Genomic DNA, 26,224 nt, shown 5'->3' on the forward strand with positions numbered 1-26,224 from the left:
CTACAGAATAAGTCCGCCGCCGCAGACGACGACCTGACCACTGATGTAGTTCGATTCCGGGCTGCAGAACAGATACACCGCGTCGGCCGCCTCCTCCGGCGTGCCGCCACGCCCGAGCGGGATCATCCGCGCCATGGCGTCGAGCATCTGCGGCTGGACGCCGACCTTGATGTCGCGGCCGGCGACGTCGATGGTGGTCTGCTGCGCCTCGATCGGTTGCGTCAGACGCGTGTTGATCAGGCCGAAGGCGACGCAATTGACGTTGACCTTGTAGCGCCCCCATTCCTTGCACAGCGTCCGCGTCAATCCGACCAGCGATGCCTTGGCGGAGGAATAACTCGCCTGGCCGGCATTGCCGTAGAGCCCCGCGATCGACGAGATGTTGACCACCTTGCGGAACACCTCGCGCCCGGCTTCGGCCTCCTTCTTGGCGAAGATGCGGATCGGCTCGGCGGCCGCGCGCAGGATGCGGAACGGCGCCACCAGATGCACGTCGAGCATCGCCTGGAACTGCTCGTCGGTCATCTTCTGGATCGTCGAATCCCAAGTGTAGCCGGCGTTGTTGACGATGATGTCGAGGCCGCCGAATTTGTCGACCGCGGCGCCGACGAAGCGATCGGCGAAGCCCGGTTCGGACACACTGCCGTTGATCGCGATCGCCTCGCCGCCGGCCGCGATGATCTCGGCCGCGACCGCGTCGCCCGGCGCGTCGTCGAGGTCGTTGACCACGACCCGCGCCCCTTCGGAGGCGAGCTTCAACGCAATGGCGCGGCCGATGCCGCGTCCCGATCCGGTGACGAGCGCCACCTTGCCTTGCAGTTTGGCCATGAGATGTCCTTGAACGGAGTTGTTATGAGAGAGCGACCACGGCCTCGCCGGCGAGTTTGGTCTCGCCGTGCTGGTCCTTGGTGGTGAGTGTCAGCCTGGCGCGGCGTTCGCCGCCGGCTTCGAACAGTTCGGCGATGGTGCCCTCGCAGGTCAGCTCGGCGCCGACCTGCGTGATCGCCGAAAAGCGCGTCGAGAACGCACGAATTCGATCGGGCGGAAACGCGTCGCTGAGCGCCTGGCCGAGATAGCCCATCACCAGCATGCCGTGGCTGAACACGTCGGGGAATCCCGACGCCTTGGCGAAGTCGATATCGACGTGGATCGGATTATGATCGCCGGAAGCACCGCAATACAGCGCCAGCCGATGCCGGCTGATCGCCGGAAACTGCTTGTGCACGACGCGGTCGCCGACCGCTGCTGTTGTCGTCTCGGTCATGGAGTTCACCCGTTGCGGACGACGATCGTCCGGGCCGTATCGGCCACATGGACGCCGTCCTGATTGGTCACCGCGGTCTCGACCACGATCAGCGTCATCGCACCGCCCTTCTTGTCCGTAACGCTGGCGACGCGCGGGCTGAAGGTCAGCGTGTCACCGACGACGACCGGAGCGTGATAAACGAAGCTCTGCTCGCCGTGCAGCACGCGACCGAGATCGATATCGAGCGCGGTGAGAAATTCGAACGACTTTTCGTTGTCGAGCATCTCCAGACAGAACAGATAGGTCGGCGGGATCGGAATCCCCCTGTAGCAGGCGGCTGTGGCCGCCGCGGCGTCGCGATACACGGGATTGGACTCGCCGAGCGTCTCGAAAAAATAGCGCAGACGGCCCGGCTCGACTTGGGCCGTCACCGGCGTGAACCGGCGACCGACCGCGGATTGATCAACCATGAGCGTCGCCTCAGGCGCGTTCGTAAAGGGTGACGACGCAAGCCCCGCCGAGGCCGAGATTGTGCTGCAGCGCGCGCTTCGCGCCGTCCACCTGCGTCGCCTCCGCGGAGCCGCGCAACTGCCGGGTCAGTTCGTAGCACTGCGCGAGCCCGGTGGCGCCGAGCGGATGGCCTTTCGACAGCAACCCGCCGGACGGATTGGTGACGAATTGGCCGCCATAGGTGTTGTCGCCGTCGTCGATGAACTTCTCGGCGCCGCCTTCGGGGCACAGGCCGAGCGCCTCGTAGGTGATCAACTCGTTGTGGGCGAAGCAGTCGTGCAGCTCGACGACGTCGATGTCCTTCGGGCCCACGCCGGCCTGCTCGTAGACCTTGTCGGCCGCGGCACGCGCCATGTCGTAGCCGACCACCCGCATCATGTCGCCCGCGTCGAATGTCGAGGGCGTGTCGGTTGTCATTGCTTGCGCAGCGATGCGGACGTTGATGTTGAGGCCGTGCTTCTTGGCGAAGGCTTCCGACACCAGCACAGCCGCGGCACCGCCGCAGGTCGGCGGGCACGCCATCAGCCGCGTCATCACGCCGGGCCAGATCACCTGGTCGTTCAGCACGTCCTCCGCGGTGACTTCCTTGCGGAACAACGCCAGCGGATTTTTCGCGGCGTGGCGGCTCGCTTTGGCGCGGACCTTGGCGAAGGACGACAGCGGCGTGCCGTGCTTCTGCATGTGGCTGAGGCCGGCGCCGCCGAAATAGCGCAGCGCCAGCGGAATGCCGGGCGCATCGATCAACTTGTCGGCGGCGGCATCGAAATCCTCGAACGCGCTGGGGCGATCGACGAACACCGAGCCGAGCGCACCGGGCTTCATCTGCTCGAAGCCGAGCGCCAGCACGCAATCGGCCGCACCCGAGGCGATCGCCTGCCGCGCCAGAAACAGCGCGGTCGAGCCGGTCGAGCAGTTGTTGTTGACGTTGACGATCGGCACGCCGGTCATGCCGACCTGATACAGCGCGCGCTGCCCGCAGGTGGAGTCGCCGTAAACGTAGCCGACGAAGGCCTGCTGGATGGCGTCGTAGCCGACACCCGCGTCGCTGAGCGCGCGCCGCGCCGCTTCGGCGCCCATCAGGTGATAGGGCTCGTTGGCGCCCGGCTTGACGAAAGGAATCATGCCGACACCGGCGACGTAGACGGATGACGCCATTTGTTTCTCTCCCTAACTTACCCGTTGGACTTTTTATTACCCATGAGTAATATAAGCCACCGTCGCTGGAGTCAATCGGCGACGCTTCACGGATGCATGATGGACGGACGCCCCGCCAACGACCAATCGCCCTGGATGCCGTTCGAGAGCCGCCGCCGCGCCCGCGACGAGAAGCGCGAGGCGGTGCTGCGCACGGCGGTGCAGCTGTTTCTCGAGCAGGGCTATCACCGCGCCACCCTGAACGAGGTGGCCGAGCGGCTGAACATCACCAAGCCGGCGCTGTACAACTACTTCCGCAGCAAGGACGAGATCCTGTTCGAGTGCTGGGCGCTGGGGCAGGAGCAAGTCGACGAGTTCATCGCCGTGATCAACCGCAGCGGCCAGAACGGCCTCGGCAAGCTGCGGGCACTGGTGCGCGCCTATGCCGGGACGATGGCGACCGATTTCGGCGCCAGCCTGGTGCGGTTCGATCCGCGCGACCTGAAGCCGCACAATGCGCAGACGGTGCGCGACGCCAAGCGCAGTATCGACCGGACGTTTCGGCGCTACATCGCGGAGGGCATCGCCGACAAATCGATCAAGCCGTGCGATCCGAAGCTGGCCGCATTCGCGATCGCCGGCTCGCTGAATTGGATCGGCCATTGGTACCAGCGCGGCGGCCCGCTGACGCCGGATGCGATCGCCGATGAATTCGCTGTCCGTCTCACGGAAGGGCTCGCCGCGCCATCGATCAAGAAGAGCGTCGTCAAGGCGCCGACTGCAACAAAGAAGAAGTAACCCCAGGGAGGACACTCATGAATATCACCCACGGCCTGCGGCGCGCGCTGCAGATCAACGCCGACGGCCTCGCCACCGTGTTCAACGGCCGCCGCCGCAGCTGGCGCGACGTCGGCGAGCGCGTCGCCCGCCTCGCCGCCGGCCTGCGTGCGCTCGGCGTCGGCGAAGGCGAGCGCGTCGCCGTGCTGTCGATGAATTCCGACCGCTATCTGGAGCTGTATCTGGCCGCCGGCTGGTGCGGCGGCGTGATCGTGCCGCTCAACATCCGCTGGAGCGCACTGGAGAACGAGGACGCGCTGCGCGACTGCCGTGCGGTGGCTCTGGTCGTCGACAAGGCGTTCGCCGCGACAGGCGCGACGCTGGCGCAAGCGATTCCAGGTCTGGCAATGGTCTTTGCCGACGATGGCGATGTGCCGGCAGGCATGAAGAGCTACGAAGACGTCATCGCGACCAACGCGCCGATCCCCGACGCGATGCGCAAGGCCGAGGACCTCGCCGGTATTTTCTATACCGGCGGCACCACCGGGCGTTCCAAGGGCGTGATGCTGAGCCACGGCAACCTGATGGCCAACGCGCTCAATGCTTTGGGCGAAGGTCTGTTTCCCAGCACCTCGGTGTATCTGCACGCGGCGCCGATGTTCCATCTCGCCAACGGGGCGGCGATGTATTCGCTGCTGCTGTCCGGCGGCTCCAATGTCATGGTGCCGTCGTTCACGCCGGAAGGCGTGATGGCGGCGATGCAGAACGACCGCGTCACCGATGTGCTGCTGGTGCCGACCATGATCCAGATGTTCGTCGATCATCCGGCGCTGAAGAGCTACGACCTGTCGTCGCTGAAGAACATCATCTACGGCGCCTCCCCGATCAGCGAGGCGGTGCTCGCCCGCGCCAGCGCCGCGCTGCCCCACGTGCAGTTCACCCAGGCCTACGGCATGACCGAATTGTCGCCGATCGCCACGCTGCTGCACTGGAAGGAGCATATCGGCGACGGCAAGGCCAAGGGACGGCAGCGCGCGGCCGGCCGCGCTACGCTCGGCTGCGAGGTCCGCATCGTCGACGCCGACGACCAGCCGGTGCCGTACGGCACCGTCGGCGAGATCTGCGTGCGCGGCGACAATGTGATGATGGGCTATTGGGAGCGTCCGGAGGAGACCGCGCGGGCGCTGGCGGGCGGCTGGATGCACACCGGCGACGGCGGCTACATGGACGAGCACGGCTTCGTCTACGTCGTCGACCGCGTCAAGGACATGATCATCTCCGGCGGCGAGAACGTCTATTCGGTCGAGGTCGAGAACGCGGTGGCGCAGCATCCGGCCGTGGCGCAATGCGCGGTGATCGGGATTCCGCACGAGGCCTGGGGCGAGCAGGTCCACGCCGTGGTCGTCACCAAGGCCGGCGCGAGCGTCACCGCCGACGAACTGATCGCGCATTGCAAGGCGCTGATCGCCGGCTACAAATGCCCGCGCAGCGTCGACATCACCGAGACGCCGCTGCCGCTGTCGGGCGCCGGCAAGATCCTCAAGCGCGAATTGCGACAGCCCTATTGGGAGAACCGCGAACGCCGCGTGAGCTGACCCTCGTGCCGCAACGCTTCACGGCATCGGCCGCAGTTGAAACTGGCCGATGCTGCGGAACCGCTCGCCGGCGCTGTCCTGCCGGCACACCGCGATCCGGTCGATCGCCAGCGTCCCGAGATCAAGCACGTCGAACTGTTGGCGCAGCAGGCCGAGCAGCTCGACGTGCCGCACGCGGTCGAGCGAGCCGGTCAGCGTCATGTGGAAGCGGAATTCCTCGATCACATAGGGGTAACCCCAATGATCGAGATATTGGATCTGCCGGGGCGTCAATTGCGCCGGCTTCCTGCGCGCCCGATCGGCCGCTGTCAGCGGCGCGCGGAAGGTGTCGAAACTGCGCACGCAATCGGTCGCGAGTTGCACGAGCTCGTCCGAGGGCGCTGAAGGCACCACCGCGATGAAGCTGCCGATCGACTGGACCACCGGCGCGATGACGGGGATCGCCCGCGGCGTCTCGGCGAAGGTGGCGCAGGCCCACAGCAGCTCCGCCTCGCTCTGGCCTGCCGCCAAAGCGATCGGCGCCTTCAGCGTGGCGTGGAAGCCGTATTTGCGCGGCTCGCGGGTGATGGCGGCCCAGTCAGGCACGGCGCGCGTCATCGCCTCAGGAAACGGTGGTTCGGCGCCGGTGACAACGTCGTAGCCGAGCAGCGCGGACCCGAACCGGTCGAGCACGCTGCCGGGCGGCGGCAGATAATAGATGGCGTAGCGGGGGATTTGCGTCATCGCGGACAGGATAGCCTCGTCTCAGGCCGCGGCAACCGTCTCGTGCGCGGCCTTGTGCGACATCACGAAGCGCTCCGGCTCGTCGAGATGAACGAGCCGCCCTCCCGCGATCGCCGCGACCAGCCGCGGCCGCAGGGCGATCCGGTCGTCGACGATCAGGATATCGGCGCGCTTACCGGCCTCCAGCACGCCGCGGTCGGACAATCCCGCCGCGCGTGCCGGCGATTCCGAAACCAGCTTCCACGCCTGCGGCAGCGGCAGGATGCCGTCATGCACCAGCCGGAACGCCGCCAGCAGCGGGGCGGGATAGTAGTAATCCGACGCCAGAACCGAACACAGCCCCTTGGCGATCATGTCCGCCGCTTTGGTCCAGCCGGTATGGCTGCCGCCGCGCACGACATTCGGCGCGCCAAACACGATGAAGTCGCCCGCGCCGGCGGCGTCCCGCGCGGTCTCCTCGGTGGTGGGGAATTCGGCGATGCGGACGCCGAGCGAGCGGAAGCCCTGCCGCATCTGCGGTGTGTCGTCGTCATGCGACAGCATCGGCAGGCCGGCGTCGCGGGCGCAGGCGGCGAGCCGAGAAATCGCGTCCGGCACCTCGGCGGTGCGCGAGGCGACGCGCTCGACCAGCCGGTCGAAGTCTTCGCCGGACAGGCCGGTGCGTTCCACCATCCGGGCGCGCCGATGCGGACGCGACAGATCCGCGATCGTCGAATCCATGTGGTCGTTGAAGGCGAACAGATCGACGCGGCGGTCGCCGATCCACTGCGCGATCTCCTCGACGGCGTCGAGATTGAAAGCCTCGTGGCGCAAGTGGATACGCGTATCGACGGCGAGCCTCGCCCTCGTGACGTCGATCGCGTCCAGCATCCGCCGGGCATTGGCGGCGCTGCGCAGCCCCGGCTCCCACGACCAGGTCACGGCATGGAACATCGTGGTGATGCCGTTGGCGATCGCCTGCCGATCGCTGTCCGCCAAGGCCACGTCGATCGGGAAATCGACGCCCGGCCGCGGCATCATCTGCCGCTCGAACGCGTCGCCGTGCAAATCGACGATGCCGGGCAGCACCAGCAACCCGCGCGCGTCGATCCGGATCGCGGGATGACGCGAACTCGAACCCGCAGCCGCGATCACCCCGCCCGAACTCTCGAGCGAGGCTTCCGACAGCTCGTCGCCGAGCAGCGTGCGGCCGCCTTCGATCAGGATGTCGGTCATGCCGTCACGTCCTTGCTGCGCGATCCCCGCCGCATTTTCGCGGCGGCTTCGTATTTGTCGAGGAATTCCTCCACCGCCAACTGGCGAAAATCCGGCAGTGCCAGGCGCAGCGCCTCATGCTCCCAATCCCACCACGCCAGTTCGGCCAACCGCTCGGCGACGACTTCCGGAAACCGCCACCGGATCGGCCGCGCCGGATTGCCGGCGACGATCGTATAGGCCGGCACGTCGCGGGTGACGATCGCGCCGGCGGCGACCACCGCGCCGGTGCCGATGTTGCGGCCGGGCAGCACGATCGCGCCATGGCCGATCCAGACGTCGTGGCCGATATGGACATGGTGGGCGCGGCGCCAGGCGAAGAACTCCGCATCGTCGCTCTCGCCCTCGAAATACGCGCTGGCGCGATAGGTGAAATGCGCCTGCGTCGCGCGATGCATCGGATGATTGCCGGGATTGATCCGGGTCATGGCCGCGATCGAGCAGAATTTGCCGATGCTCGAATAGGTGATCTGCGAGTCGTTGACGACGTAGGAGTAATCGTCCATCGCCACCTCGTTCAGGATCGTGCGCGCTCCGACCTCGCAATAGGCGCCGAGCTTCACCTCGTGAAGCCGGGCCGAGGGATCCACCGTCGGTTCGACAGAGAGCATTTTTGCGACCATTGAATCCCCGCATCCGGTTTGTCGAGGCTGAGGTTCTTCGGCGGACTTGGTGACGACGTCGTGACGTCGGGATGACACGCACATGCTGTGCATAACGGCAGAGCCGCGCCGTTGTCACACGCCTGCAAAATAGCAGCGCTACCGATATGCTCAACAAGCTCCAGGAGCAGCGCATGCTGGTAGTTGAAGGTCTCACCTGCCGGTTCGGCAACCATGCCGCCGTGGACAACGCTTCCTTCGCCATCGAGCGCGGCAGCTTCATCGGCGTGATCGGCCGATCCGGCGCCGGCAAATCGACCTTGTTGCGAATGCTGAACAGGCTTGCGGAGCCTTCCGAAGGCCGCATCCTGTTCGAGGGCATCGACGTCACCGCACTGCAGGGCCGCGAACTCCGTCAGTGGCGGGCGCGGTCCGCCATGATCTTTCAGCAGTTCAATCTCGTCGGCCGGCTCGACGTGTTGACCAACGTGCTGATGGGACGGCTGGCGCATATGCCCGCCTGGCGGTCGCTGGCGCAGGCCTGGCCGGAGAAGGATCGCGCGCTGGCGATGTCGGCGCTGGATCAGTTCGACATGGCGCCTTTCGCGGCGCAGCGCGCCGACCAATTGTCCGGCGGCCAGCAGCAACGGGTCGCGATCGCGCGGGCGCTGGTGCAGCAGCCCGACATCGTGTTGTCCGACGAGCCGATCGCGTCGCTCGACCCGCGCAATACCAAGATCGTGATGGATGCGCTGCTGCGCATCAACAAGCACTTCGGCATCACCGTGATCTGCAATCTGCACTCGCTCGATCTGGCGCGGGTCTACTGCGATCGGCTGATCGGGATGGCGGCGGGTCGCGTGGTGTTCGATGGCGCGCCGGCCGAACTCACCGACCGGGTCGCGCGGGAGCTGTACGATCTCGAAGCCAACGACGTCATGGGTGCAGACCATCACGCGCCGGTCGTTCCCACCTTGCCCGCCCTGCCCGCTTACGCCCAGGCCGTCGCCACCGGATGAACCGGCGGCAAGAGCCGCCCCCGATCGCGCATCACCTCACCCTCGTTCGAAGCATCGTTCGAGGCTTGCCGTTCATGTCCACCCGAAAAGGCCCGTCACACCATGATCAAGTTCAGCACCGTTCTCGCAGGCGCCCTCGCGCTGGCGTTGACCGCCTCGGCCGCTCCGGCCCAGGATTGGAAGTCGAAATATCCGGAACTGGTGTTCGGCAAGGTGCCGGACGAGAACGCCTCTGGCACCACCACCCGCTGGACGCCGCTGACGGAGTATCTGTCGAAGAAGCTCGGCACCAAGGTGACGCTGCGGATCGCCAACGACTATGCCGCCGTGATCGAAGGCCAGCGCTCCGGGAACATCCAGATCGCGATGTACGGTCCGGCATCCTATGCCCGCGCCTATCTGATCGGCGCCAAGGTCGAACCTTTCGCCATCGAAGTGAACAATGACGGCAGCAAAGGGTACTACTCGGTCCTCTACGTGAAGACGGAGTCGCCCTACAAGAACATTCAGGACCTGAAGGGCAAGAACCTTTGCCTGGTCGATCCGAATTCGACCTCGGGCAACAACGTCCCCCGCTTCGAGATGAACAAGCTGTCGATCGATCCGGACAAGTTCTTCGGCAAAGTGATTTACGCCGGCAGCCACGAGAATGCCGTGATCGGCGTCGCGCAGGGCACCTGCGACGCCGCATTCAACTGGTGGAACACCGAAGCCGAATCCAACCTGCTGCGGATGGACCGCAAGGGCATGGCCAAGGCGGCCGACTTCCGCATCATCCTGAAGTCCGACCAGATCGTGAATTCGCCGATGGCCTATCTCACCGACCTGCCGGCGGACCTGAAGGCGGCGATCCGCAAGGCGGTTCTCGATCTGGCGACCGACGATCCGGAAACCTTCAACAAGATCTACGAAGGCAAGGGCAAGCCTTATGACGCGGTCGATCACAAGGCCTATCAGCCGGTCATCGATCTGACGAAATTCGTCGACACCCTGCGCAAGAGCAAATCCTGAGCCGACACGATCGACTGAAACGGGCGGCCTTCAAGGCCGCCCTCTTTTTGCCAGGATAGTGGATGCCAGCGGTTGTTTCGGAACTGCCCGACGCTCAGTTGCGTCACCTCATGGATCACTATGAGGACGCGGTGTCGGCCAAACGCCGCCGCACCGCGATTGGCGCGGCCATCCTGGTCGCTGCGATCGTCGCGGCGGCGTGGATGGGCGAAGTCGACCCGGCGAAGTTCGCGGACAATTTCTGGCGCTTCCCATCCTACTTCATTTCGATCATGCCGACGCTGTCGCTCGGCACGCTGTGGGCCGACCTCGCCGAATGGCTGTGGGGGTTGAAGCGCTGGACCGGGCTGCTGCTCGACACTCTGCTGATCGCCTATGTCGGCACTTTGATCGGCGCCATCGCCGGTTTCGTGCTGTGCTTCCTGGCCTCCGCCAATCTAGTCCGCTCGCGCACCATGGTGTTCGTGACCCGCCGATTTCTGGAGATCTGCCGCACCGTTCCGGAGCTCGTCTTTGCGCTGGTGTTCGTGCTGGCCTTCGGACTCGGGCCGCTGCCGGGCGTGCTGGCGATCGCGATCCACACCACAGGGGCGCTCGGCAAATTGTTCGCCGAAGTCGTCGAAAATATCGACGACGAACCGATCGACGGCGTCGTCGCCTCGGGCGGCAACTGGGTGGAGATGGTGCGCTTTGCGGTGGTGCCGCAGGTGCTGTCGAATTTCGTCAGTTACGCCTTGCTGCGCTTCGAGATCAACGTCCGCGGCGCTGCCGTAATGGGTTTCGTCGGCGCCGGCGGCATCGGGCAGGACCTGATCGAGGCGGTCCGCAAATTCTACTACACCGACGTCAGCGCCATCTTGATGCTGATCATCATCGCAGTGATAACGATCGATTACGGCACAGAGGCGGTCCGTCATCGTCTGATCGGGCGGGAAAGCCGATGACCGACACGCGCAGGGCGCTGAATTTCGACGATCAGGCCGAAATCGTCCGTCGCTTTCCGGATCAGTTCGGGATCGACTGGTGGCGGCGCGGCCGAGTGATCGGCGGTCTCGCCGTAATGGCGGCGCTGTTCGTGTTCGGGCTGATCAGGCTCGAGATTCCGTTCGACCGTCTGATCAGCGGCTCGATCCGGCTGGTCGAATTCACCGGGATGATGCTGCCGCCCGATCCCGGCTCCTGGGCGCAGGCGAAGATCTATCTGAACGCGATGGGCGAAACCATCGCGATCGCCTTCCTCGGCACGCTCGGCGGCGCGGTGCTGGCATTTCCCGTTTCGTTTCTGGCCGCGCGCAACGTCGTCGGCAGCCGCGTGCTGCAACTCGTCACCCGACGCGGGCTCGACACGGTGCGCGGCGTCGACACGCTGATCTGGGCACTGATCTGGGTCGGCGTCGTCGGACTCGGCCCGTTCGCCGGCATTCTCGCGGTGATGTGCAGCGATTTCGGCACCTTCGGCAAATTGTTTTCCGAAGCTTTCGAAACCGCCGACAAGCGATCGATCGAAGGCGTCAAGGCGACCGGTGGATCGCACGTCCACAGCATCCGCTTTGGCCTGCTGCCGCAGGTGATCCCGATCCTCGCCAGCCAGGTGCTGTACTATTTCGAATCCAACACGCGCTCGGCCACCATCATCGGCATCGTCGGCGCCGGCGGCATCGGCTTGCAGCTCGCCGAGCAGATCCGCGTCCTGGAGTGGCAGAAAGTGTCGTTCCTGATCATGCTGATCATGATCGCGGTGGCGGCGATCGACTGGCTGTCCGGCAAGCTGCGCTTCGCGATCATCGGCCGCCGCGCGGTCGTGTGACGGCAATTGCCATTCCTCCTTTTTCTTCCGCCATTTCGGACGTCATCCTCCGCGAATGCGGAGGATTCAGTATTCCGCGGCATCGCAAATGATGCGCCGACTCTCTGGAATACTGGGTCGCCCGCTTTCGCGGGCGATGACGATTGTGGGCGGTGCGAAGCGACGGAACGGAGCTACTCCGTCTCGACCACGAACTGGACCCGTTCCGCGGCGAAGCGGGAGCGGATCGCCAGCAGCGGGTGCCCCTCGCCGTCGACGTCCAGCGCCTCGACGATCAGCACCGGGCGGCCGATGCCGAGATCCAGCCGCGCCGCATCGCCGGCGTCGGCAATCGCCGCGGTGATTCGGGTCGAGGCGCGGCGATAGTCGCAGACACCGTACTGCGCCAGCACCTTGGTCATCGAGCCGAAGCGGCGATACAAGGTTTCGGCCTCCGGGAAGCGCTCGGCCGAGCACCAGGTGGTTCCGACGCAGATCGGCGCGCGGTCGGCGAGCCGCAGCCCCTCGATGCGGATGAGCGGCGCGCCCGCCGCAAGGTCGAGCTGCCGCGCCAGATCCTTGGTCGCCGCTTCACGGCTCGCCGCCAGCAATCGACCGCGCGGCTCGTGGCCGCCGGCGCCGACGATTTCGGAGAACCGCGTCCGCGAGCGCAGCGGATAGGCGATCCGCGAGGTCTCGACATAGGTGCCGCTGCCGCGTTCGGCGCGGACCAGCCCGCGTTCGGCGAGCGCCGCCAGCGCGCGACGGACGGTGTGGCGATTGACGCGATGCGCCTGCGCGATCTCGACCTCGCCGGGCAGCTTCTCGCCTGCCGCGTAGTGGCCGTCAGCGATCCCGCGCTCGATCGAATCGGCCACCTTGCGCCACAGCGCGACGCCCGAATCCGGTTCTAGAGTCGTCATCCATCCACATCCGTTCGATCGTCGTCGCGGCCGCGCGATTTCGTCGCGCCGTCATCAAAAAGTCATGGCGCGGCTTTATCAAGTTGTCTATTATCACAGACAACTTGATGCGGGCTAGAGTCAAGATGACGACATCCTTCGAATCCGGTCCCCAGACCCGGCAGGCGGCGATGGCCGTGCTGGTTCATGCCGGGGCGGAGCAGATTGCGGCGCGGCTGTCGGGGTTGGAACTGCCTGCGAACGAGACGCTGCGCGAGCCGGAGAACGGCCTGGTGATGGTGCGCGGCAGGATCGGCGGCGACGGCGCGGCGTTCAATCTCGGCGAGGCCACGGTGACGCGGGCGGCGGTGCGGCTCGACAGCGGCGAATGCGGCTTCGGCTATACGCTCGGGCGAGACCGCGACAAGGCGCGGCTGATCGCGCTGTGCGACGCGCTGATCCAGCGCCACGATTACGCCGAGGCGATCGAAGCCAGGGTGCTGGCGCCGCTGCGAGCCGAGCAGGCCACGGCGCAGCAGCGCAAGGCCGAACACACCGCTGCGACCAAGGTCGACTTTTATACTCTGGTGCGAGGCGAGGGTTGACGATGATCGGGACGGTCGAATTGTCCGCCGGCTTCGCCGACAAGGTCACCTCGGCGCAGGCGACGTTCCGCGCGGTGATGCAGGCGATGGCGCGGCCGGGCGCGCTGCAGCGGCTCGATGCCGAGCTGCACCATGTTCCGGCGCCGCTGATGCCGGCGACCGCGGCGATCGCGCTGACGCTGTTCGATCACGATACGCCGCTGTGGCTCGACGCAGCGACGAAAACATCTGTCGTGACGCAATGGCTGAGATTTCACACCTCCGCGCCGGTCGTCGAAGCGCCCGAAGCCGCTGCATTCGCACTGATCGCCGAGCCTCATCGGATGCCGACACTCGAATGCTTCGCGCTCGGCAGCGACGACTATCCGGATCGCTCCACCACGCTGATCCTGCAGCTCGAGAGTCTGGACGAAGGCCCCGGGTTCGAGCTGAGCGGACCCGGCATCCGCGGGGCGGCGGCCCTGCGCGCGCCGCTGCCGGACAGCCTCGTGTCACAGCACGAAGCCGACCACGTCCTGTTTCCGCGCGGCATCGATCTGATCCTGGTCTCGGGCCCTGCGATGATCGCGATCCCGCGCACCACGCGGCTCGTCGCCAAGGGAGGCAACTGATGTATGTCGCCGTCAAGGGTGGCGAGCGCGCCATCGACAACGCCCACCGGCTGCTGGCGCACGAGCGCCGCGGCGACCGCGCCGTGCCTGAACTGACACTGGCGCAGATTTCCGAACAGCTCGCGCTCGGCGTCGACCGGGTGATGGTCGAGGGCTCGCTGTATGACCGCGAGTTGGCGGCACTCGCCATCAAGCAGGCCCGCGGCGATCTGATCGAGGCGATCTTCCTGCTGCGCGCATTCCGCGCCACGCTGCCCCGGTTCGGCGCCACCGAACCGCTCGACACCGGCGCGATGGCGGTGCGGCGGCGGGTGTCCTCGACCTTCAAGGATATTCCCGGCGGGCAGATTCTCGGACCGACCTTCGACTACACCCATCGGCTGCTCGATCCGCAACTCGCCGCAGGCGGCGAGCCGGATCAGCCGGTCAATGCGGAGGTGTCGAACGAAGCGATGCCGCGCGTCACCGATATCCTCGGCCGCGACGGACTGATCGAGCCGTCGCCCGCGCCGGCCCCCGATGCGCCGGTCGGCGACCTCACCCGCGAGCCGCTGAACTTTCCGGCGGATCGCGATCTGCGGCTGCAAAATCTGGCGCGCGGCGACGAGGGCTTCCTGCTCGCGCTCGGCTACTCGACGCAGCGTGGCTATGGCCGCTCGCATCCGTTCGCCGGCGAAATCCGCTTCGGCGAAGTCGAACTGGAGTTCGTCGCCGAGGACGTCGGCTTCGCGGTGCCGCTCGGCAGCATCGCGCTGACAGAATGCCAGATGGTCAATCAGTTCAAGGGTTCGGCCACAGAGCCGCCCTGCTTCACCCGCGGCTACGGCCTCGCCTTCGGGCAGAGCGAGCGCAAGACCATGGCGATGGCGCTGGTCGATCGTGCGCTCCGCGCCAAGGAACTCGGCGAGGAGGCGCTGGCGCCGGCGCAGGACGAGGAATTCGTGCTGTCGCATTCCGACAATGTGCAGGCGACCGGCTTCGTCGAACATCTGAAGCTGCCGCATTATGTCGACTTCCAGTCCGAGCTCGGACTGATCCGCCGGCTGCGGCAGGATTTTGCCGATGCCGCCGAGCAAGCGGATGCGTTGCGGGAGGCCGCGGAATGAACGCGCCACAATACAACTTCGCCTATCTCGACGAGCAGACCAAGCGGATGATCCGCCGCGCGATCCTGAAGGCGATCGCGATCCCCGGCTATCAGGTGCCGTTCGCCAGCCGCGAGATGCCGATGCCGTATGGCTGGGGCACTGGCGGCGTGCAGGTCACCGCAGCGATCCTCGGCCCGGACGACGTGCTGAAGGTGATCGATCAGGGCAGCGACGACACCACCAATGCGATCTCGATCCGGAAATTCTTCGCCAAGACCGCCGGCGTTGCGACCACCACCAGCACGACGGATGCCAGCGTGATCCAGACACGGCACCGGATTCCGGAAGCGCCGCTGCACGAGGGCCAGGTGCTGGTGTATCAGGTGCCGATCCCGGAGCCGCTGCGCTTTCTCGAGCCGCGCGAGACCGAGACGCGGCGGATGCACGCGCTCGCCGAATACGGGCTGATGCACGTCAAGCTGTACGAGGACATCGCCAAATTCGGCCACATCGCGACGTCCTACGCCTATCCGGTGAAGGTCAATTCGCGCTACGTGATGGACCCGTCGCCGACGCCGAAATTCGACAATCCGAAGATGGACGATTGCCCGGCGCTGCAATTGTTCGGCGCCGGCCGCGAAAAGCGGATCTATGCGATCCCGCCCTATACGCACGTGGTGTCGCTGGACTTCCAGGACCATCCGTTCACGCGCTATCGCCAGGACGCGCCCTGCGCGCTGTGCGGATCGGAGGAGTCGTATCTAGACGAGATCGTCACCGACGATCGCGGCGGACGGATGTTCGTCTGCTCCGACACCGATTATTGCGAAACACGTCAGGTGCAAGGCCATCGCGGCAGCGAAAGCGCGCCGCATCAGGAGCGCGCAGATGCCTGATCGCACCTCATCCTCTCGGTTCAATGAACCGCTGCTGATCGCCGAAGGCCTGGCCAAATCCTACGGCCGACTGCAGGCGTGCCGCGATGTCTCGTTCACGCTGTATCCGGGCGAAGTGCTGGCGATCGTCGGCGAGAGCGGCTCCGGAAAGTCGACGCTGCTGCAGATGCTGTCGGCGCAACTGCCGCCGAGCGCCGGCCGGGTCTCGTACCGGATGCGCGACGGCGTGCTGCGTGATCTCGCGGCGCTCGGCGAAGCGGAGCGGCGGTTCCTGTTCCGCACCGATTGGGGCTATGTGCACCAGGATCCGGCGCAGGGCCTTCGCATGGCGGTGTCGGCCGGCGCCAATGTCGGCGAGCGGCTGATGGCGGTCGGCTGGAATCACTACGGCCGGATCCGCGACACCGCATCGTCCTGGCTGTCGCGCGTCGAGATCGGCCTGGACCGCATCGACGACGCGCCGCGGACTTACTCGGGCGGGATGCGGCAGCGGCTGCAGATCGCGCGCAATCTGGTGACCGAGCCGCGGCTGATGTTCATGGACGAGCCGACCGGCGGCCTCGACGTCTCGGTGCAGGCGCGGCTGCTCGATCTGTTGCGCGGCCTCGTCACCGACCTCGGGCTTGCGGCCATCGTCGTCACGCATGATCTCGCGGTCGCGCGCCTGTTGTCACATCGGGTGATGGTGATGCAGGGTGGCCGCGTGATCGAAACCGGCCTCACCGACCAGGTGCTCGACGACCCGCACGAGCCCTACACCCAGCTTCTCGTCGCCTCGATCCTGCCGCCATGAGCCCGCCGATGTCCGCGATGATCCAACTCACCAACGCCGAGAAGACCTTCGTCATGCACCTGCAGGGCGGCGTGCGGCTGCCCGTGGTGCGCGGCGTCTCGTTCCACGTCGACGCCGGCGAATGCGTCGTCCTGGCCGGGCCGTCCGGCGCCGGCAAATCGTCGATCCTGAAGATGATCTTCGGCAATTATCGCTGCGACGCCGGTCGCATCGCCATCCTGCATCGCGGCGCGACGATCGACCTCGCTACCGCCGAGCCGCGGCAGGTGCTGGAGTTGCGCCGCGACACGATCGGCTATGTCAGCCAGTTTTTACGGGCGGTGCCGCGTGTTGCAGCAATCGACGTGGTCGCCGAGCCGCTGGTCGCAGGCAGCGTCGGCAAGGACGAGGCACGCGGGCGCGCCGGCGAATTGTTGAAGCGGCTCAACATCGCCGAGCGGCTGTGGTCGCTGCCGCCGGCGACGTTCTCCGGCGGCGAACAGCAGCGCGTCAACATCGCTCGCGGCTTCATCGCGCATGTGCCGATCCTGCTGCTCGACGAGCCGACCGCGTCGCTCGACGCCGCCAATCGCGAGGTGGTGATGCGCCTGATCGCCGAGAAGAAACGCGACGGCGTCGCCTTGATCGCCATTGTCCACGACGACGAAGTCCGCGCCCGGATCGCCGATCGGCTGATCGACGTCGCGAGCTTCGCCGCTGCCGCCTGAAGAGAGACGAAAACCGATGACGACCAACTCCGAATTCGTTCTGCGCAACGCCCGCATCGTGCTCGCCGACCGGGTGATCGAGCACGGCTGGCTGGCGATCGAGAACGGCCGCATCGCCGAGATCGGCGAGAGCGGCGTCCCGGCCGGCAGTCTCGACATGGGCGGCGATCTGGTGATGCCCGGGCTGATCGAGCTGCACACCGATCACCTCGAGGCGCACTACATGCCGCGTCCGAAGGTGCAGTGGAATCCGGTCGCCGCCGTGGTGTCGTATGACGGACAGCTCGCGACCTGCGGCATCACCACGGTGCTGGATTCGTTGCGGGTCTGGCGCGAGGAAGGCGCCGAAGATGTCGACGGACAGGCCGGCGTGCTGGCGGAAGCGATCAGCACGGCGCGTGACGCCAATCTGCTGCGCGCCGAGCATTTCCTGCATCTGCGCTGCGAAATCCCGATGCCGAATGTGGTGGCGGAAGCCAAAGAGCTGATCGGCCGGCCCGACGTCCGGCTGATGTCGCTGATGGATCACACCCCCGGCCAACGGCAGTTTCGCGACGAGGAGAAGCTGCGTGATTACTACCGCGGAAAGGGCGCAGGCATGACCGACGCCGAGCTCGACGTGATGTTCGCGCGGCGGCTGTACTGCAAGGAAACCTACGCCGAAGCCAACATGCGCGCGATCGTCGCGTTGGCGCAACAACACGAGATCCCTTTGGCAAGCCACGACGACACCACCGAGGAGAACGTCACCGACGCGATCCGTGACCGGGTCGCGGTGGCGGAATTCCCGACCACGCTGGAGGCCGCGCGCGGCCTGCACGAGGCCGGCATCGACATCCTGATGGGTGCGCCGAACGTGGTGCGCGGCGGTTCGCATTCCGGTAACATCGCCGCCATCGATCTGGCGCGCGAGGGGCTGTTGGACATCCTGTCGTCGGACTACATCCCGTCGAGCCTGCTGATGGCCGCACTGCAATTGCCGCTGCGGGCGCCGGCGATCGATCTCGCGGCCGCCGTGCGGACCGTCACCAAGGCGCCGGCGGAAGCAGTCGGGCTGCCCGATCGCGGCGAGATCGCGGTCGGCAAGCGCGCCGACCTGATCCGCGTGCACGTCGCCCACCACGTTCCGGCGGTGCGCAGCGTCTGGCGCGCAGGGCATCGCGTGGCATGACCGACTTCGCGCCGATCACCGCACACAACGGCCGGATCGGACCCGGACGGCTGGTGCTGTTGGTCGGCCCGAGCGGCGCCGGCAAGGACACGCTGCTCGGCATCGCCAAGGCGACCTGCCTCGGCAAGCGCGACATCGTGTTCGCACGGCGCGTGATCACGCGCGAGCCTTCGCCTGCCGAAGACAATCTGCAGAGCACGCCCGAGGCGTTTCGGGCCATGATCGCCGGCGGTGAATTCGCGCTGCATTGGCAGGCGCACGGCCACAGCTACGGCGTGCTGCGCTCGATCGACAACGAGCTTCGCGCCGGCCACACCGTGGTCGCGAACGTCTCGCGCACGGTCATCGCGCTGGCGCGGCAGACCTATGAGAACGTGACCGTCGTGCTCGTCACCGCCCCGGAGGACATTCTCGCGAACCGCATCGCGGCGCGGGCGAGACGCAGCGACGGCATCAGCGCGGATCGAATCGGCCGAACGGTCGGCAGTAGCGCTGACGCCGACTTCACCATCCTGAACGTCGCGAGCCGTGACGACCATGCTCGCGAACTCGTCGAGATCATCTGCGACGGAGATTCCGCCAGAAGGAGAGTGGTGCAGTGACGATCCCGGCCATCACGTCGATCAACGATCTCGAGCAACTTTACGGCGTCGCGGGCGACGCTTCGACCGAAAAGGTCTCGGACCGCATCACGCCGGCGTATCGCACGCTGATCGCGCACTCACCGTTCGCGGCGCTCGCGACCTGTGGCCCCGAAGGACTCGATTGTTCGCCGCGCGGAGACCTGCCCGGCTTCATCCATATCCACGACGACAAGACGCTGATGCTTCCGGACCGGCACGGCAACAACCGCATCGACTCGCTGCGCAACGTCGTTCGCGATTCGCGCGTGGCGCTGATGCTGCTGATACCAGGTTCGCTCACGACGCTGCGGATCAACGGGCGGGCGATCGTCTCGGCCGACGCCGATCTGCTGGAGCGATTTCGCGTGCAGGGCAAGCTGCCGCGCACCGTCCTGGTGATGACGATCGCGGAGATCTATTTCCAGTGCGGGCGCGCGATTCTGCGCTCCGATTTGTGGAATCCCGCCACACGGGTCGATCCGGCCACGCTGCCGACGCCGGGCCAGATTCTCGCATCGATGACCGACAACCGCGTCGGCGGTGACGGCTACGATCGCGCCTGGCCCGAGCGCGCCAGCCAGACGATGTGGTGAGCGATCGGCCTGCCCGAAATGGGCCGGCATTCTCGACCGCGAGATGAATCGCAGCTTCCGCCTCGGTTCATTCGGATGCATCCGGCGTCGTCAAGGGATCGGCGCGACCGGACGATGCCGGTCGCGCGTCTGCGCGGGAACCGAACCGCCAGCCGGGACTTCACTCGCTGAATCAAACCCAGCAGCCCTTGTCGTGAGTGATCCCGATTCTGTCGCCAACCCACACCAAAGCTCTGATCGACCGGTCCCGGCTGTTCGCCACGACAGCGTTCGACAGGGCCGACAAAGCCGATGCCACGGCCACGATCGACTCCACGCTCTGGTCGGAGTTTCACCGGTCGGGGTTGGCAATGGCCGCCTTTCCCGAACGGCTCGGCGGCTCCGGGCTTTGTGAGAACGAGCGGCAGGGCGTGCTCTGCACGGTGTTACGCATGGTGGGCGCCGGCGACTTGTCGATCGCCCGGTTGTTCGAAGGGCACGTCAACGCGATCTCGCTGGTCTGCCGCTACGGGACCGAGGCGCAGATCGCCTCCCTCGCGATCGATGTCGCGGATGGCGCAACCGCGGGTGTGTGGGGCGCTGACGATGCCGCCGGCCTGACGATCGTCGGAGCCGGCAACGCGGCCGAGCTGCGCGGCCGCAAGATTCTCGCATCCGGGGCCGGCTTCGTGACCCGCCCGATCGTGACGGCCAAGGCCGGCGACGATCAGTTGATGTGCCTGCTGCGGCTGGCGCTGGACTATCCTGTCGATCTCAGCGGCTGGACGGCGCAGGGGATGCGATCCACCGCAACAGGCGCTGTCGAACTATCGGGCATTGCTGTCGGCGGGGACGAGATCGTCGGCGTGGCCGGCGACTTCATGCGTCAGCCATACTTCTCCGGCGGCGCGTGGCGATTTTGCGCTGCGCATCTCGGTGCGATGGAACGGCTGGTCGACCTGTTTCGCGATCACCTGATCTCGCGTGGGCGCGGTGAAGACCCTTATCAGCTTCAACGCGTCGCGCATTGCGTGGCTGCCGCCCGAACCGCACGCTTCTGGGTCGAAGAGGCCGCGCGACGGTTCGGCAGCGACGACAAGGACGCGTCCGCCGTCGTTGGTTTTACCAACATGACCCGTATGGTCACCGAGCGCTCGGCGCTCGACATCATGGAAGCCGTGCAGCGTGGCGTCGGCCTTCCCTCGTTCATTCGTCCGAGTCCGATCGAGCGGATCTGTCGTGATCTGGCAACCTATCTGCGGCAGCCGGTGCCGGATCTTGCGATGAGCGACGCCGCGCGGAGCTGGCTCAGATCTTCCGTATCCGTCGGGGATTTCTGATTTGACGACGGCCGAATATCTCGAAGCGGTCAGGCGCTTGCCCCTCGGCTCGCGGCACGACCTCACCGGCGGCGCGCCGTTCGTGCTGCTGTCGCCTCACCCCGACGACGAATCGCTCGGGGCCGGCGGGCTGATCGCGTGCGCCTGCGACGCCAGCGAGCGCGCCGATGTCGTCGTCATCACCGACGGCGGCGGTTCGCATCCGGGCTCACGGATGTACCCAAGGCAGCGTCTGATCGAAATCCGACGGGCGGAATTCGAAGCCGCCGGATCACTTCTCGGCGTGGCGCCGGACCGGATGCATCATCTCGGGCTTCCGGACACCAACGCGCCGACCTCCGGGCCGCCGTTCGAGACGGCGGTGAGCGCCATCGCGGAACTCTGCAGCCGCGCGGGCGCCAAATCGCTGTTCGTGACCTGGGACGGCGATCCGCATTGCGACCACCTCGCCGCCGCGCGCATGGCGGACGCGGTGCTGAGCCGGCTTCCGCATCTCGTGCTGTGGGCCTATCCGATCTGGGGCTGGCATCTCGATCCGGCGACGCCGATCGACCGCCCCCCGCCGCAAGGATTTCGGCTCGACATCTCGACGTATCAGGACAAAAAGCGCTCCGCCATCGCCGCACACGTCTCGCAGATGACCGACCTGATCGACGACGATCCGGACGGCTTCCGCTTCACCGCAACAACGCTCGCGCCATTCGTCGGCCCATTCGAGTATTTCATCCGGGTGTCGTCATGAGCCGAAAGACCGCGACCATCCCGCCCGATTATTTCGAACAGAAATATATCGCCGACATCGACCCGTGGCGCTTTCGCAGCAGCGCCTACGAGCGGGAGAAGTATCAATCGACGATCGAGGCGCTCGGGCGGTCGCGTTACGATCGCGGGCTGGAAGTCGGCTGTTCGATCGGCGTGCTGACCGGCCTGCTGGCACCGCGCTGCGACACCTTGCTGGCGATCGACGCCTCGCCGACGGCGATCACCGCGGCACGCGAAACGCAGCCTCCCAATGTGACCTTCGCCGTCGCGACTTTGCCGAACGATTTTCCGCCCGGGGACTTCGACCTCATCGTCCTGTCCGAGGTGCTGTACTACTTCGACAGCGACGACCTGCAGCGCGTGGCCGCGCTCAGCGTCAAGGCGCTTCGTCCCGGCGGCCAGATCATCATGTGCCATTGGTTGGGCGAAACCGATTATCCGCTCACCGGCCAGGCAGCAAGCGATCAGTTCGCGGATGCTGTTGCTGTCAGGCTGCCGGCTCGAGCCATCGTTCGCGACGCGACATATCGGCTGGAACGACTGTCGTCGCACTGAGCGGCAGCCGCAGATGCCGTAGCACCATGGTCGCAACGGCGATCTGCCGCGGCAGATCGGACGGTCGCAACGACCCGCCGCGGCGAAGAACCGGATTGTCGCGACAAAGCTGCTGCCACGCCTCGTCGAACGTAGCGCCTGGGCGCGGTGGCTGCTGAGCCGGAATATCCTGAACCTGCCGGGCGCGATACCTTTGTTCGTCCAGCAGCCGGCGCAGACGTCCGCGATAGATGGCGCGGCGGGTCGCCTGCAACGCCGGCTCGAGATCGTCGTCGCAGGGCGCGTCCGGCATCGCGTGGCGCAGCCGCATCGTATCGGCGGCGCCGCCCTGCGCACGACCGTCGAGCCGGCACGACGTCGTCACCGAGACGGCCATGGAATGTCGCACCTTGAACCCCCCGCGGTCGAGCGCAGCGGTGAGGGCGGCATCCTCGCCCACCGCGCGCAGCGGCAACCCGCCGATGGCCAGATAGGCCTTCAACACCACGGCCAGGCTCGCGCCGGACGCGACACGGTGGTTCGGCCAGGGATCATGGCGGCGGGGATCGCAACGGGCGTCGATTTCGGCGATCAATCTCAGATACGCGTCTTCGAGCCGACCGCGCGCCAGAAACGCCGGCCCGAGGCCGACCAGTTCGAGCGGTTCGGCATCGATGTATCCCGCAACGCAATCCACACCGCCGCTCAATTCCCGCATCGTCGTCGAGAACCAGGTCGGCGCTACGCAGCTGTCTGCATCGGTCGTGAGGATCACCCCGTCGGCTGCGCCACGCTCGGCGAGCCTCGCGGCAGCGAGATCCATAGCCGTCTTGCGTGCCGCGCCGGCCGAGAGTTGCGACGGCGGCAATTGTGCTTCGATCACGATGATCGGATGCGGAATGCAGCAGGCAAAGTGACGGACCACCTCGACGGTGCTGTCGCTGCAATTGTTGGCGTAGATCAGAATTTCGAATGCCCCGGCGCGCACCGGGCAACCGGACTCGTCGCGCTGCATCGCCAGCGCCGCCAGGCACCGACGGATCGTGTCGGCCTCATTGTGAGCAGGAATGGCGACCACAGCGCCGTAAGTCGCGGCGGAGATCCTGGTCGATGACTGTTCAAACACCGAAGTCTCTCTGAATGCAAAAATTGGCATGCATTCAAGCAGCAAATGTCGATTCTGTTCCCGTCCGGCGTGCGCCTGAACTCTCGACGATTCGCGTATCTCAGATGATACGATCACGACTGCGTAGGCGGATGACCGGCTGGGTATCCAGGCCGGCAGCCGCCCGATCTGTCGGCGGAGTAACAAGAGGCCGGAGAGAAGGCTGGTGCAGGTCTCTGGCCTAATCGGCCAACACAATTGAGGTGCGGCGTCATGTTGCGCATGTGCCACGCTCGATACGGTCGATCGTTTCGAACCGGCTGGAGATCGCACGTGGATTTTGAACTGTCCAAGGACCAACAGGAGATCAAGGCGCGGGCGGCGGCCTTTGTCGACGAGGTGTGCCGACCACTCGAGGATCAATGGGGCATCGACGACTACGCCGTTCCGCACGACGTCTTCATGGACGTCGTGCGCCGGTTTCGCGAGTATGGTTTCCGGGGTCTCGCCGTGCCGAAGGACGCCGGCGGTCAGGGGCTCGGCACCATGGCGAAGTGCCTCGTCTACGAAGAGATCGTCAAATCGCCGGTGATGCACGGCCTGCTGACGACCTGGTCGGGGTTCCTCGATCCGCACCCGGCGCTGTACGTTGCCCCGGAATGGCAGAAGGAGGCTTATCTCTACCCGATCCTGAAAGAGGACAAGTTCTACCACATCAATATTTCCGAACCCGGCGCCGGCTCGGACGCCGCCGGAATCGAGACAACCGCGGTGCGCGACGGCGACACCTATGTGATCAACGGCATCAAGCGCTGGGCGCCGCCGCCGAACCATCCGGGCATCACGCCGAAATATCTGCTCTGTTACGCAGTCACCGATCCGGGCAAAGGCTACGAAGGCATCAGCCTGTTTCTGGTGGACTATCCCAATCCCGGCGTCTCGGTCTTGCGCGAATACACCACGATGGCGCCCGGAACCTATCTCGGGCGGAGCTGCGACTATCAGTACAAGGACTGCGTCGTTCCGGCGAAGAACTTGCTCGGCGCCGAGGGCATGGGCTTCCGCTACATGATGGATCAGCTCAACCGCAACCGCACCGTGATCGGTGCCCGGCTCACCGGCACCGCGCGTTGGGCGCAGACCCAGGCGGTCAAGCGCGCACGCGCGCGCGAGACCTTCGGCAAGCCGCTGTCCGAACGGCAGGCGATCCAGTGGATGCTCGCCGAGTCCGAGATGGACCTCGAGCAGTCGCGGCTGATGGTCTACAAGACCGCCTGGATGCTGGATCAGGGGCTCGACGCACGCAAGGAAGCCGCGATGGTGAAGTGCTTCGCGCCCCTCGCCGCCTGCCGGGTGATCGATCGCGCGATTCAGATCCACGGCGGGCTCGGCGTGCTGCAGGAGAGCCGGTTCGGCCAGCTCTATTTCCAGAGTCGCATCGCGCAGGTCGCCGAGGGCACCACCGAGGTGATGAAGATGACCATCGCCCGTGAGGTGCTGCGCGCCAGCATGACGGACTAGTCGACGCATCTTCCGCCAGCAAGGAACGCCCGGCTTTCGCCGGGCGTTTTCATTTGTCGCCGATCTATTTTGCGGCGTCGATCACCACGCCGATCGGCTTCCACCTGGTGCCGTCGAACTGCATCAACTGCTCCTGGCTCATCGGCGTGAAGTGAGTCGCGCTGGTGTTGAGCTTGATGCCGGGCAGCAGGATCGGCAGTTCCAGATCCTTGATGCTGGCCGCCTGCTTCATCAGGTTCTCGCGGGTCAGTTCGTCGCCGCAGGCCTTCAACACATGCTCGAAGGTCTGCGCGGTGGCATAGCCAAACACGTAATACGTCTCGGACGGATCGGCGTTCGGCATGTATTGCTTCATGAATGCCAGATACTGTTTCATCCCCGGATCCTCGGCCCAGGCCGGATCGTTCGGGTCCTTGCGGAACGCGACCGTGATCACGCCCTTGGAGTTCTCCAGCCCTGCCGGCACCAGCGTGCTCGAGATCGAACCGGCGGCGTCGCTCAGCATGTGCAGCGCCTCCCACTTGGTCTCGGTCATCTTTTTGATCGCCTGCGCGGAGAACTTCGGCGTCGAGATGTTCAGGAACACATCGGCACCGGTCGACTTCAACAGCAAGATCTGGGAGTCGACCGTCGGCTCGGTGATCTCGTAGCTGAGCTCCTTGACGATCATGCTGCCGGCCTTGTCGCCGAGCCCGTCGCGAAAGCCCTTGGCATAGTCGCGGCCGAAATCGTCGTTCTGATACAGCACCGCGACCTTGGCGTTGGGGCGTTCCTTGAGAAGATATTTGGCGTAGATCACGCCCTTGGCGTGGTTGTTCGGCTGCCAGCCCATCGACCACGGATAGGTCTGCGGCTCGGAGACGCGGTTCGCCCCGGTGCCGAGGAACAGACCCGGCACCTTCCTGGTGTTGAGATATTTCTGAATCGCAAAATTGGTCGGCGAACCGAAGGTGCCGACGATCGCCAGCACCTCGTCGCTCTCCACTAGCCGGCGGGTCTGCTCCACCGCCTTCGACGGACTGTAGCCGTCGTCGAGCGAGACCAGGTTGATCTTGCGGCCGTTGACACCGCCCTCGGCATTCAGCTTCTCGAAATACGCCGTCATCGCGCGCCCGATCGCGGCGAAGCTCGAGGCCGGGCCGCTATACGGCATGGTCTGCCCGATCTTCACCTCGGTGTCGGTCACGCCCGGTCCGTAATTCCCGGCATACGCAGGCGCGGACGCGACGATGCACGCGGCGGCGCACGCCGCTGCCATCAGCTTTTTCATGCTCTTGTCCTGTCGGTGTTGGAGAGAAAGCCGGATCAGGCCGGCTGGAGATAGCGCTGCTTGAGCA

At 65.8% G+C, this 26,224-nt stretch carries 29 protein-coding genes; 19 read left to right on the forward strand and 10 right to left on the reverse strand.

Going from position 1 to position 26,224, the window contains the following annotated elements:
- The 4 genes from RPB_RS20530 to RPB_RS20545 are packed head-to-tail and all read right to left on the reverse strand — an operon-like array spanning position 1 to position 2,911.
- A complete protein-coding gene (locus tag RPB_RS20530; protein ID WP_011442952.1) occupies positions 1-828 on the reverse strand; it encodes an SDR family NAD(P)-dependent oxidoreductase in 828 nt (275 codons plus the stop codon).
- A 22-nt stretch (positions 829-850) separates the two neighbouring features.
- Positions 851-1,264: a MaoC family dehydratase gene (locus RPB_RS20535; RefSeq protein WP_011442953.1), complete on the reverse strand. Its 414-nt coding sequence runs from the start codon at positions 1,262-1,264 to the stop codon at positions 851-853.
- Between the two features lie 5 nt (positions 1,265-1,269).
- Positions 1,270-1,716, reverse strand: coding sequence for a MaoC family dehydratase N-terminal domain-containing protein (locus tag RPB_RS20540; protein WP_011442954.1), 447 nt, complete (start codon positions 1,714-1,716; stop codon positions 1,270-1,272).
- 10 nt (positions 1,717-1,726) lie between these two features.
- On the reverse strand, positions 1,727-2,911 hold the full coding sequence (locus RPB_RS20545; RefSeq protein WP_011442955.1) for a lipid-transfer protein: 1,185 nt from the start codon (positions 2,909-2,911) through the stop codon (positions 1,727-1,729).
- A 99-nt stretch (positions 2,912-3,010) separates the two neighbouring features.
- Between RPB_RS20545 and RPB_RS20550 the strand changes: the two genes are divergently transcribed.
- Positions 3,011-3,688: a TetR/AcrR family transcriptional regulator gene (locus RPB_RS20550; protein ID WP_049824760.1), complete on the forward strand. Its 678-nt coding sequence runs from the start codon at positions 3,011-3,013 to the stop codon at positions 3,686-3,688.
- Positions 3,689-3,705: 17 nt separating this feature from the next.
- Entirely contained in the window at positions 3,706-5,262 is a 1,557-nt protein-coding gene (locus RPB_RS20555; RefSeq protein ID WP_011442957.1) for an acyl-CoA synthetase, read from the forward strand.
- 18 nt (positions 5,263-5,280) lie between these two features.
- On the opposite strand, the gene RPB_RS20560 is transcribed toward RPB_RS20555, so the two are convergent.
- The 3 genes from RPB_RS20560 to RPB_RS20570 are packed head-to-tail and all read right to left on the reverse strand — an operon-like array spanning position 5,281 to position 7,862.
- Positions 5,281-5,985: a DUF1045 domain-containing protein gene (locus RPB_RS20560; RefSeq protein WP_011442958.1), complete on the reverse strand. Its 705-nt coding sequence runs from the start codon at positions 5,983-5,985 to the stop codon at positions 5,281-5,283.
- Positions 5,986-6,006: 21 nt separating this feature from the next.
- Positions 6,007-7,200: an alpha-D-ribose 1-methylphosphonate 5-triphosphate diphosphatase gene (locus RPB_RS20565; RefSeq protein ID WP_011442959.1), complete on the reverse strand. Its 1,194-nt coding sequence runs from the start codon at positions 7,198-7,200 to the stop codon at positions 6,007-6,009.
- Positions 7,197-7,862, reverse strand: coding sequence for an acetyltransferase (locus RPB_RS20570; RefSeq protein ID WP_011442960.1), 666 nt, complete (start codon positions 7,860-7,862; stop codon positions 7,197-7,199). Before RPB_RS20570 ends, RPB_RS20565 begins: the two co-directional genes overlap by 4 nt.
- Positions 7,863-8,035: 173 nt before the next feature.
- Here RPB_RS20570 and phnC point away from each other — a divergent pair, with 173 nt between their 5' ends.
- The 4 genes from phnC to phnE (RPB_RS20590) all read left to right on the forward strand — a co-directional run bounded on the left by phnC (position 8,036) and on the right by phnE (RPB_RS20590) (position 11,678).
- Positions 8,036-8,860 carry a phosphonate ABC transporter ATP-binding protein gene (gene phnC / locus RPB_RS20575; RefSeq protein WP_011442961.1) on the forward strand — a complete coding sequence of 275 codons (825 nt, stop codon included), beginning with the start codon at positions 8,036-8,038 and terminating at the stop codon, positions 8,858-8,860.
- Positions 8,861-8,962: 102 nt separating this feature from the next.
- Positions 8,963-9,871 (forward strand): phosphonate ABC transporter substrate-binding protein, encoded by a 909-nt coding sequence (gene phnD / locus RPB_RS20580; RefSeq protein ID WP_011442962.1) that lies wholly within the window; start codon positions 8,963-8,965, stop codon positions 9,869-9,871.
- Between the two features lie 62 nt (positions 9,872-9,933).
- On the forward strand, positions 9,934-10,815 hold the full coding sequence (gene phnE, locus RPB_RS20585) for a phosphonate ABC transporter, permease protein PhnE (RefSeq protein WP_011442963.1): 882 nt from the start codon (positions 9,934-9,936) through the stop codon (positions 10,813-10,815).
- Positions 10,812-11,678: a phosphonate ABC transporter, permease protein PhnE gene (gene phnE, locus RPB_RS20590; protein WP_011442964.1), complete on the forward strand. Its 867-nt coding sequence runs from the start codon at positions 10,812-10,814 to the stop codon at positions 11,676-11,678. Before phnE (RPB_RS20585) ends, phnE (RPB_RS20590) begins: the two co-directional genes overlap by 4 nt.
- 173 nt (positions 11,679-11,851) lie before the next feature.
- Here phnE (RPB_RS20590) and phnF read toward each other — a convergent pair whose 3' ends face one another.
- Positions 11,852-12,580, reverse strand: a complete 729-nt coding sequence (gene phnF, locus RPB_RS20595) for a phosphonate metabolism transcriptional regulator PhnF (protein WP_011442965.1) — start codon at positions 12,578-12,580, stop codon at positions 11,852-11,854.
- Between the two features lie 125 nt (positions 12,581-12,705).
- Here phnF and phnG point away from each other — a divergent pair, with 125 nt between their 5' ends.
- The 12 genes from phnG (at position 12,706) to RPB_RS20655 (ending at position 22,282) form a co-directional block, all read left to right on the forward strand.
- A complete protein-coding gene (phnG, locus tag RPB_RS20600) occupies positions 12,706-13,164 on the forward strand; it encodes a phosphonate C-P lyase system protein PhnG (RefSeq protein WP_157038871.1) in 459 nt (152 codons plus the stop codon).
- Positions 13,165-13,166: 2 nt separating this feature from the next.
- On the forward strand, positions 13,167-13,775 hold the full coding sequence (gene phnH / locus RPB_RS20605) for a phosphonate C-P lyase system protein PhnH (protein ID WP_041798384.1): 609 nt from the start codon (positions 13,167-13,169) through the stop codon (positions 13,773-13,775).
- The gene (locus RPB_RS20610; RefSeq protein WP_011442968.1) at positions 13,775-14,881 is read left to right on the forward strand and encodes a carbon-phosphorus lyase complex subunit PhnI; all 1,107 of its coding nucleotides are present in this window, start codon (positions 13,775-13,777) and stop codon (positions 14,879-14,881) included. The genes phnH and RPB_RS20610 overlap by 1 nt, the downstream gene beginning before the upstream one ends.
- Positions 14,878-15,759 carry an alpha-D-ribose 1-methylphosphonate 5-phosphate C-P-lyase PhnJ gene (locus RPB_RS20615; protein WP_011442969.1) on the forward strand — a complete coding sequence of 294 codons (882 nt, stop codon included), beginning with the start codon at positions 14,878-14,880 and terminating at the stop codon, positions 15,757-15,759. The genes RPB_RS20610 and RPB_RS20615 overlap by 4 nt, the downstream gene beginning before the upstream one ends.
- The gene (phnK, locus tag RPB_RS20620) at positions 15,752-16,552 is read left to right on the forward strand and encodes a phosphonate C-P lyase system protein PhnK (protein WP_011442970.1); all 801 of its coding nucleotides are present in this window, start codon (positions 15,752-15,754) and stop codon (positions 16,550-16,552) included. Before RPB_RS20615 ends, phnK begins: the two co-directional genes overlap by 8 nt.
- Before the next feature lie 8 nt (positions 16,553-16,560).
- Entirely contained in the window at positions 16,561-17,259 is a 699-nt protein-coding gene (gene phnL / locus RPB_RS20625; protein ID WP_041798918.1) for a phosphonate C-P lyase system protein PhnL, read from the forward strand.
- Positions 17,260-17,275: 16 nt separating this feature from the next.
- A complete protein-coding gene (locus RPB_RS20630; RefSeq protein ID WP_011442972.1) occupies positions 17,276-18,430 on the forward strand; it encodes an alpha-D-ribose 1-methylphosphonate 5-triphosphate diphosphatase in 1,155 nt (384 codons plus the stop codon).
- Entirely contained in the window at positions 18,427-19,032 is a 606-nt protein-coding gene (gene phnN, locus RPB_RS20635) for a phosphonate metabolism protein/1,5-bisphosphokinase (PRPP-forming) PhnN (RefSeq protein ID WP_011442973.1), read from the forward strand. Before RPB_RS20630 ends, phnN begins: the two co-directional genes overlap by 4 nt.
- 2 nt (positions 19,033-19,034) lie before the next feature.
- Complete coding sequence (locus RPB_RS20640; RefSeq protein WP_049824761.1) at positions 19,035-19,646, forward strand: pyridoxamine 5'-phosphate oxidase family protein; 612 nt, start codon at positions 19,035-19,037, stop codon at positions 19,644-19,646.
- A gap of 197 nt (positions 19,647-19,843) precedes the next feature.
- Positions 19,844-20,965 carry an acyl-CoA dehydrogenase family protein gene (locus RPB_RS20645; RefSeq protein WP_011442975.1) on the forward strand — a complete coding sequence of 374 codons (1,122 nt, stop codon included), beginning with the start codon at positions 19,844-19,846 and terminating at the stop codon, positions 20,963-20,965.
- A 1-nt stretch (position 20,966) separates the two neighbouring features.
- A complete protein-coding gene (locus RPB_RS20650; protein WP_011442976.1) occupies positions 20,967-21,707 on the forward strand; it encodes a PIG-L deacetylase family protein in 741 nt (246 codons plus the stop codon).
- Complete coding sequence (locus RPB_RS20655) at positions 21,704-22,282, forward strand: class I SAM-dependent DNA methyltransferase (protein ID WP_011442977.1); 579 nt, start codon at positions 21,704-21,706, stop codon at positions 22,280-22,282. The genes RPB_RS20650 and RPB_RS20655 overlap by 4 nt, the downstream gene beginning before the upstream one ends.
- Here RPB_RS20655 and RPB_RS20660 read toward each other — a convergent pair.
- Positions 22,215-23,504, reverse strand: coding sequence for a glycosyltransferase (locus RPB_RS20660; RefSeq protein ID WP_245258266.1), 1,290 nt, complete (start codon positions 23,502-23,504; stop codon positions 22,215-22,217). The genes RPB_RS20655 and RPB_RS20660 overlap by 68 nt on opposite strands.
- Before the next feature lie 195 nt (positions 23,505-23,699).
- Here RPB_RS20660 and RPB_RS20665 point away from each other — a divergent pair, with 195 nt between their 5' ends.
- Positions 23,700-24,887: an acyl-CoA dehydrogenase family protein gene (locus RPB_RS20665; protein WP_049824710.1), complete on the forward strand. Its 1,188-nt coding sequence runs from the start codon at positions 23,700-23,702 to the stop codon at positions 24,885-24,887.
- 64 nt (positions 24,888-24,951) lie between these two features.
- Here the strand turns inward: RPB_RS20665 and RPB_RS20670 are convergent, their stop codons facing one another.
- Entirely contained in the window at positions 24,952-26,157 is a 1,206-nt protein-coding gene (locus RPB_RS20670) for an ABC transporter substrate-binding protein (RefSeq protein ID WP_011442980.1), read from the reverse strand.
- Between the last annotated feature and the right edge of the window lie 67 nt (positions 26,158-26,224).

Source organism: Rhodopseudomonas palustris HaA2 (assembly GCF_000013365.1).
Lineage (GTDB): Bacteria > Pseudomonadota > Alphaproteobacteria > Rhizobiales > Xanthobacteraceae > Rhodopseudomonas > Rhodopseudomonas palustris_J.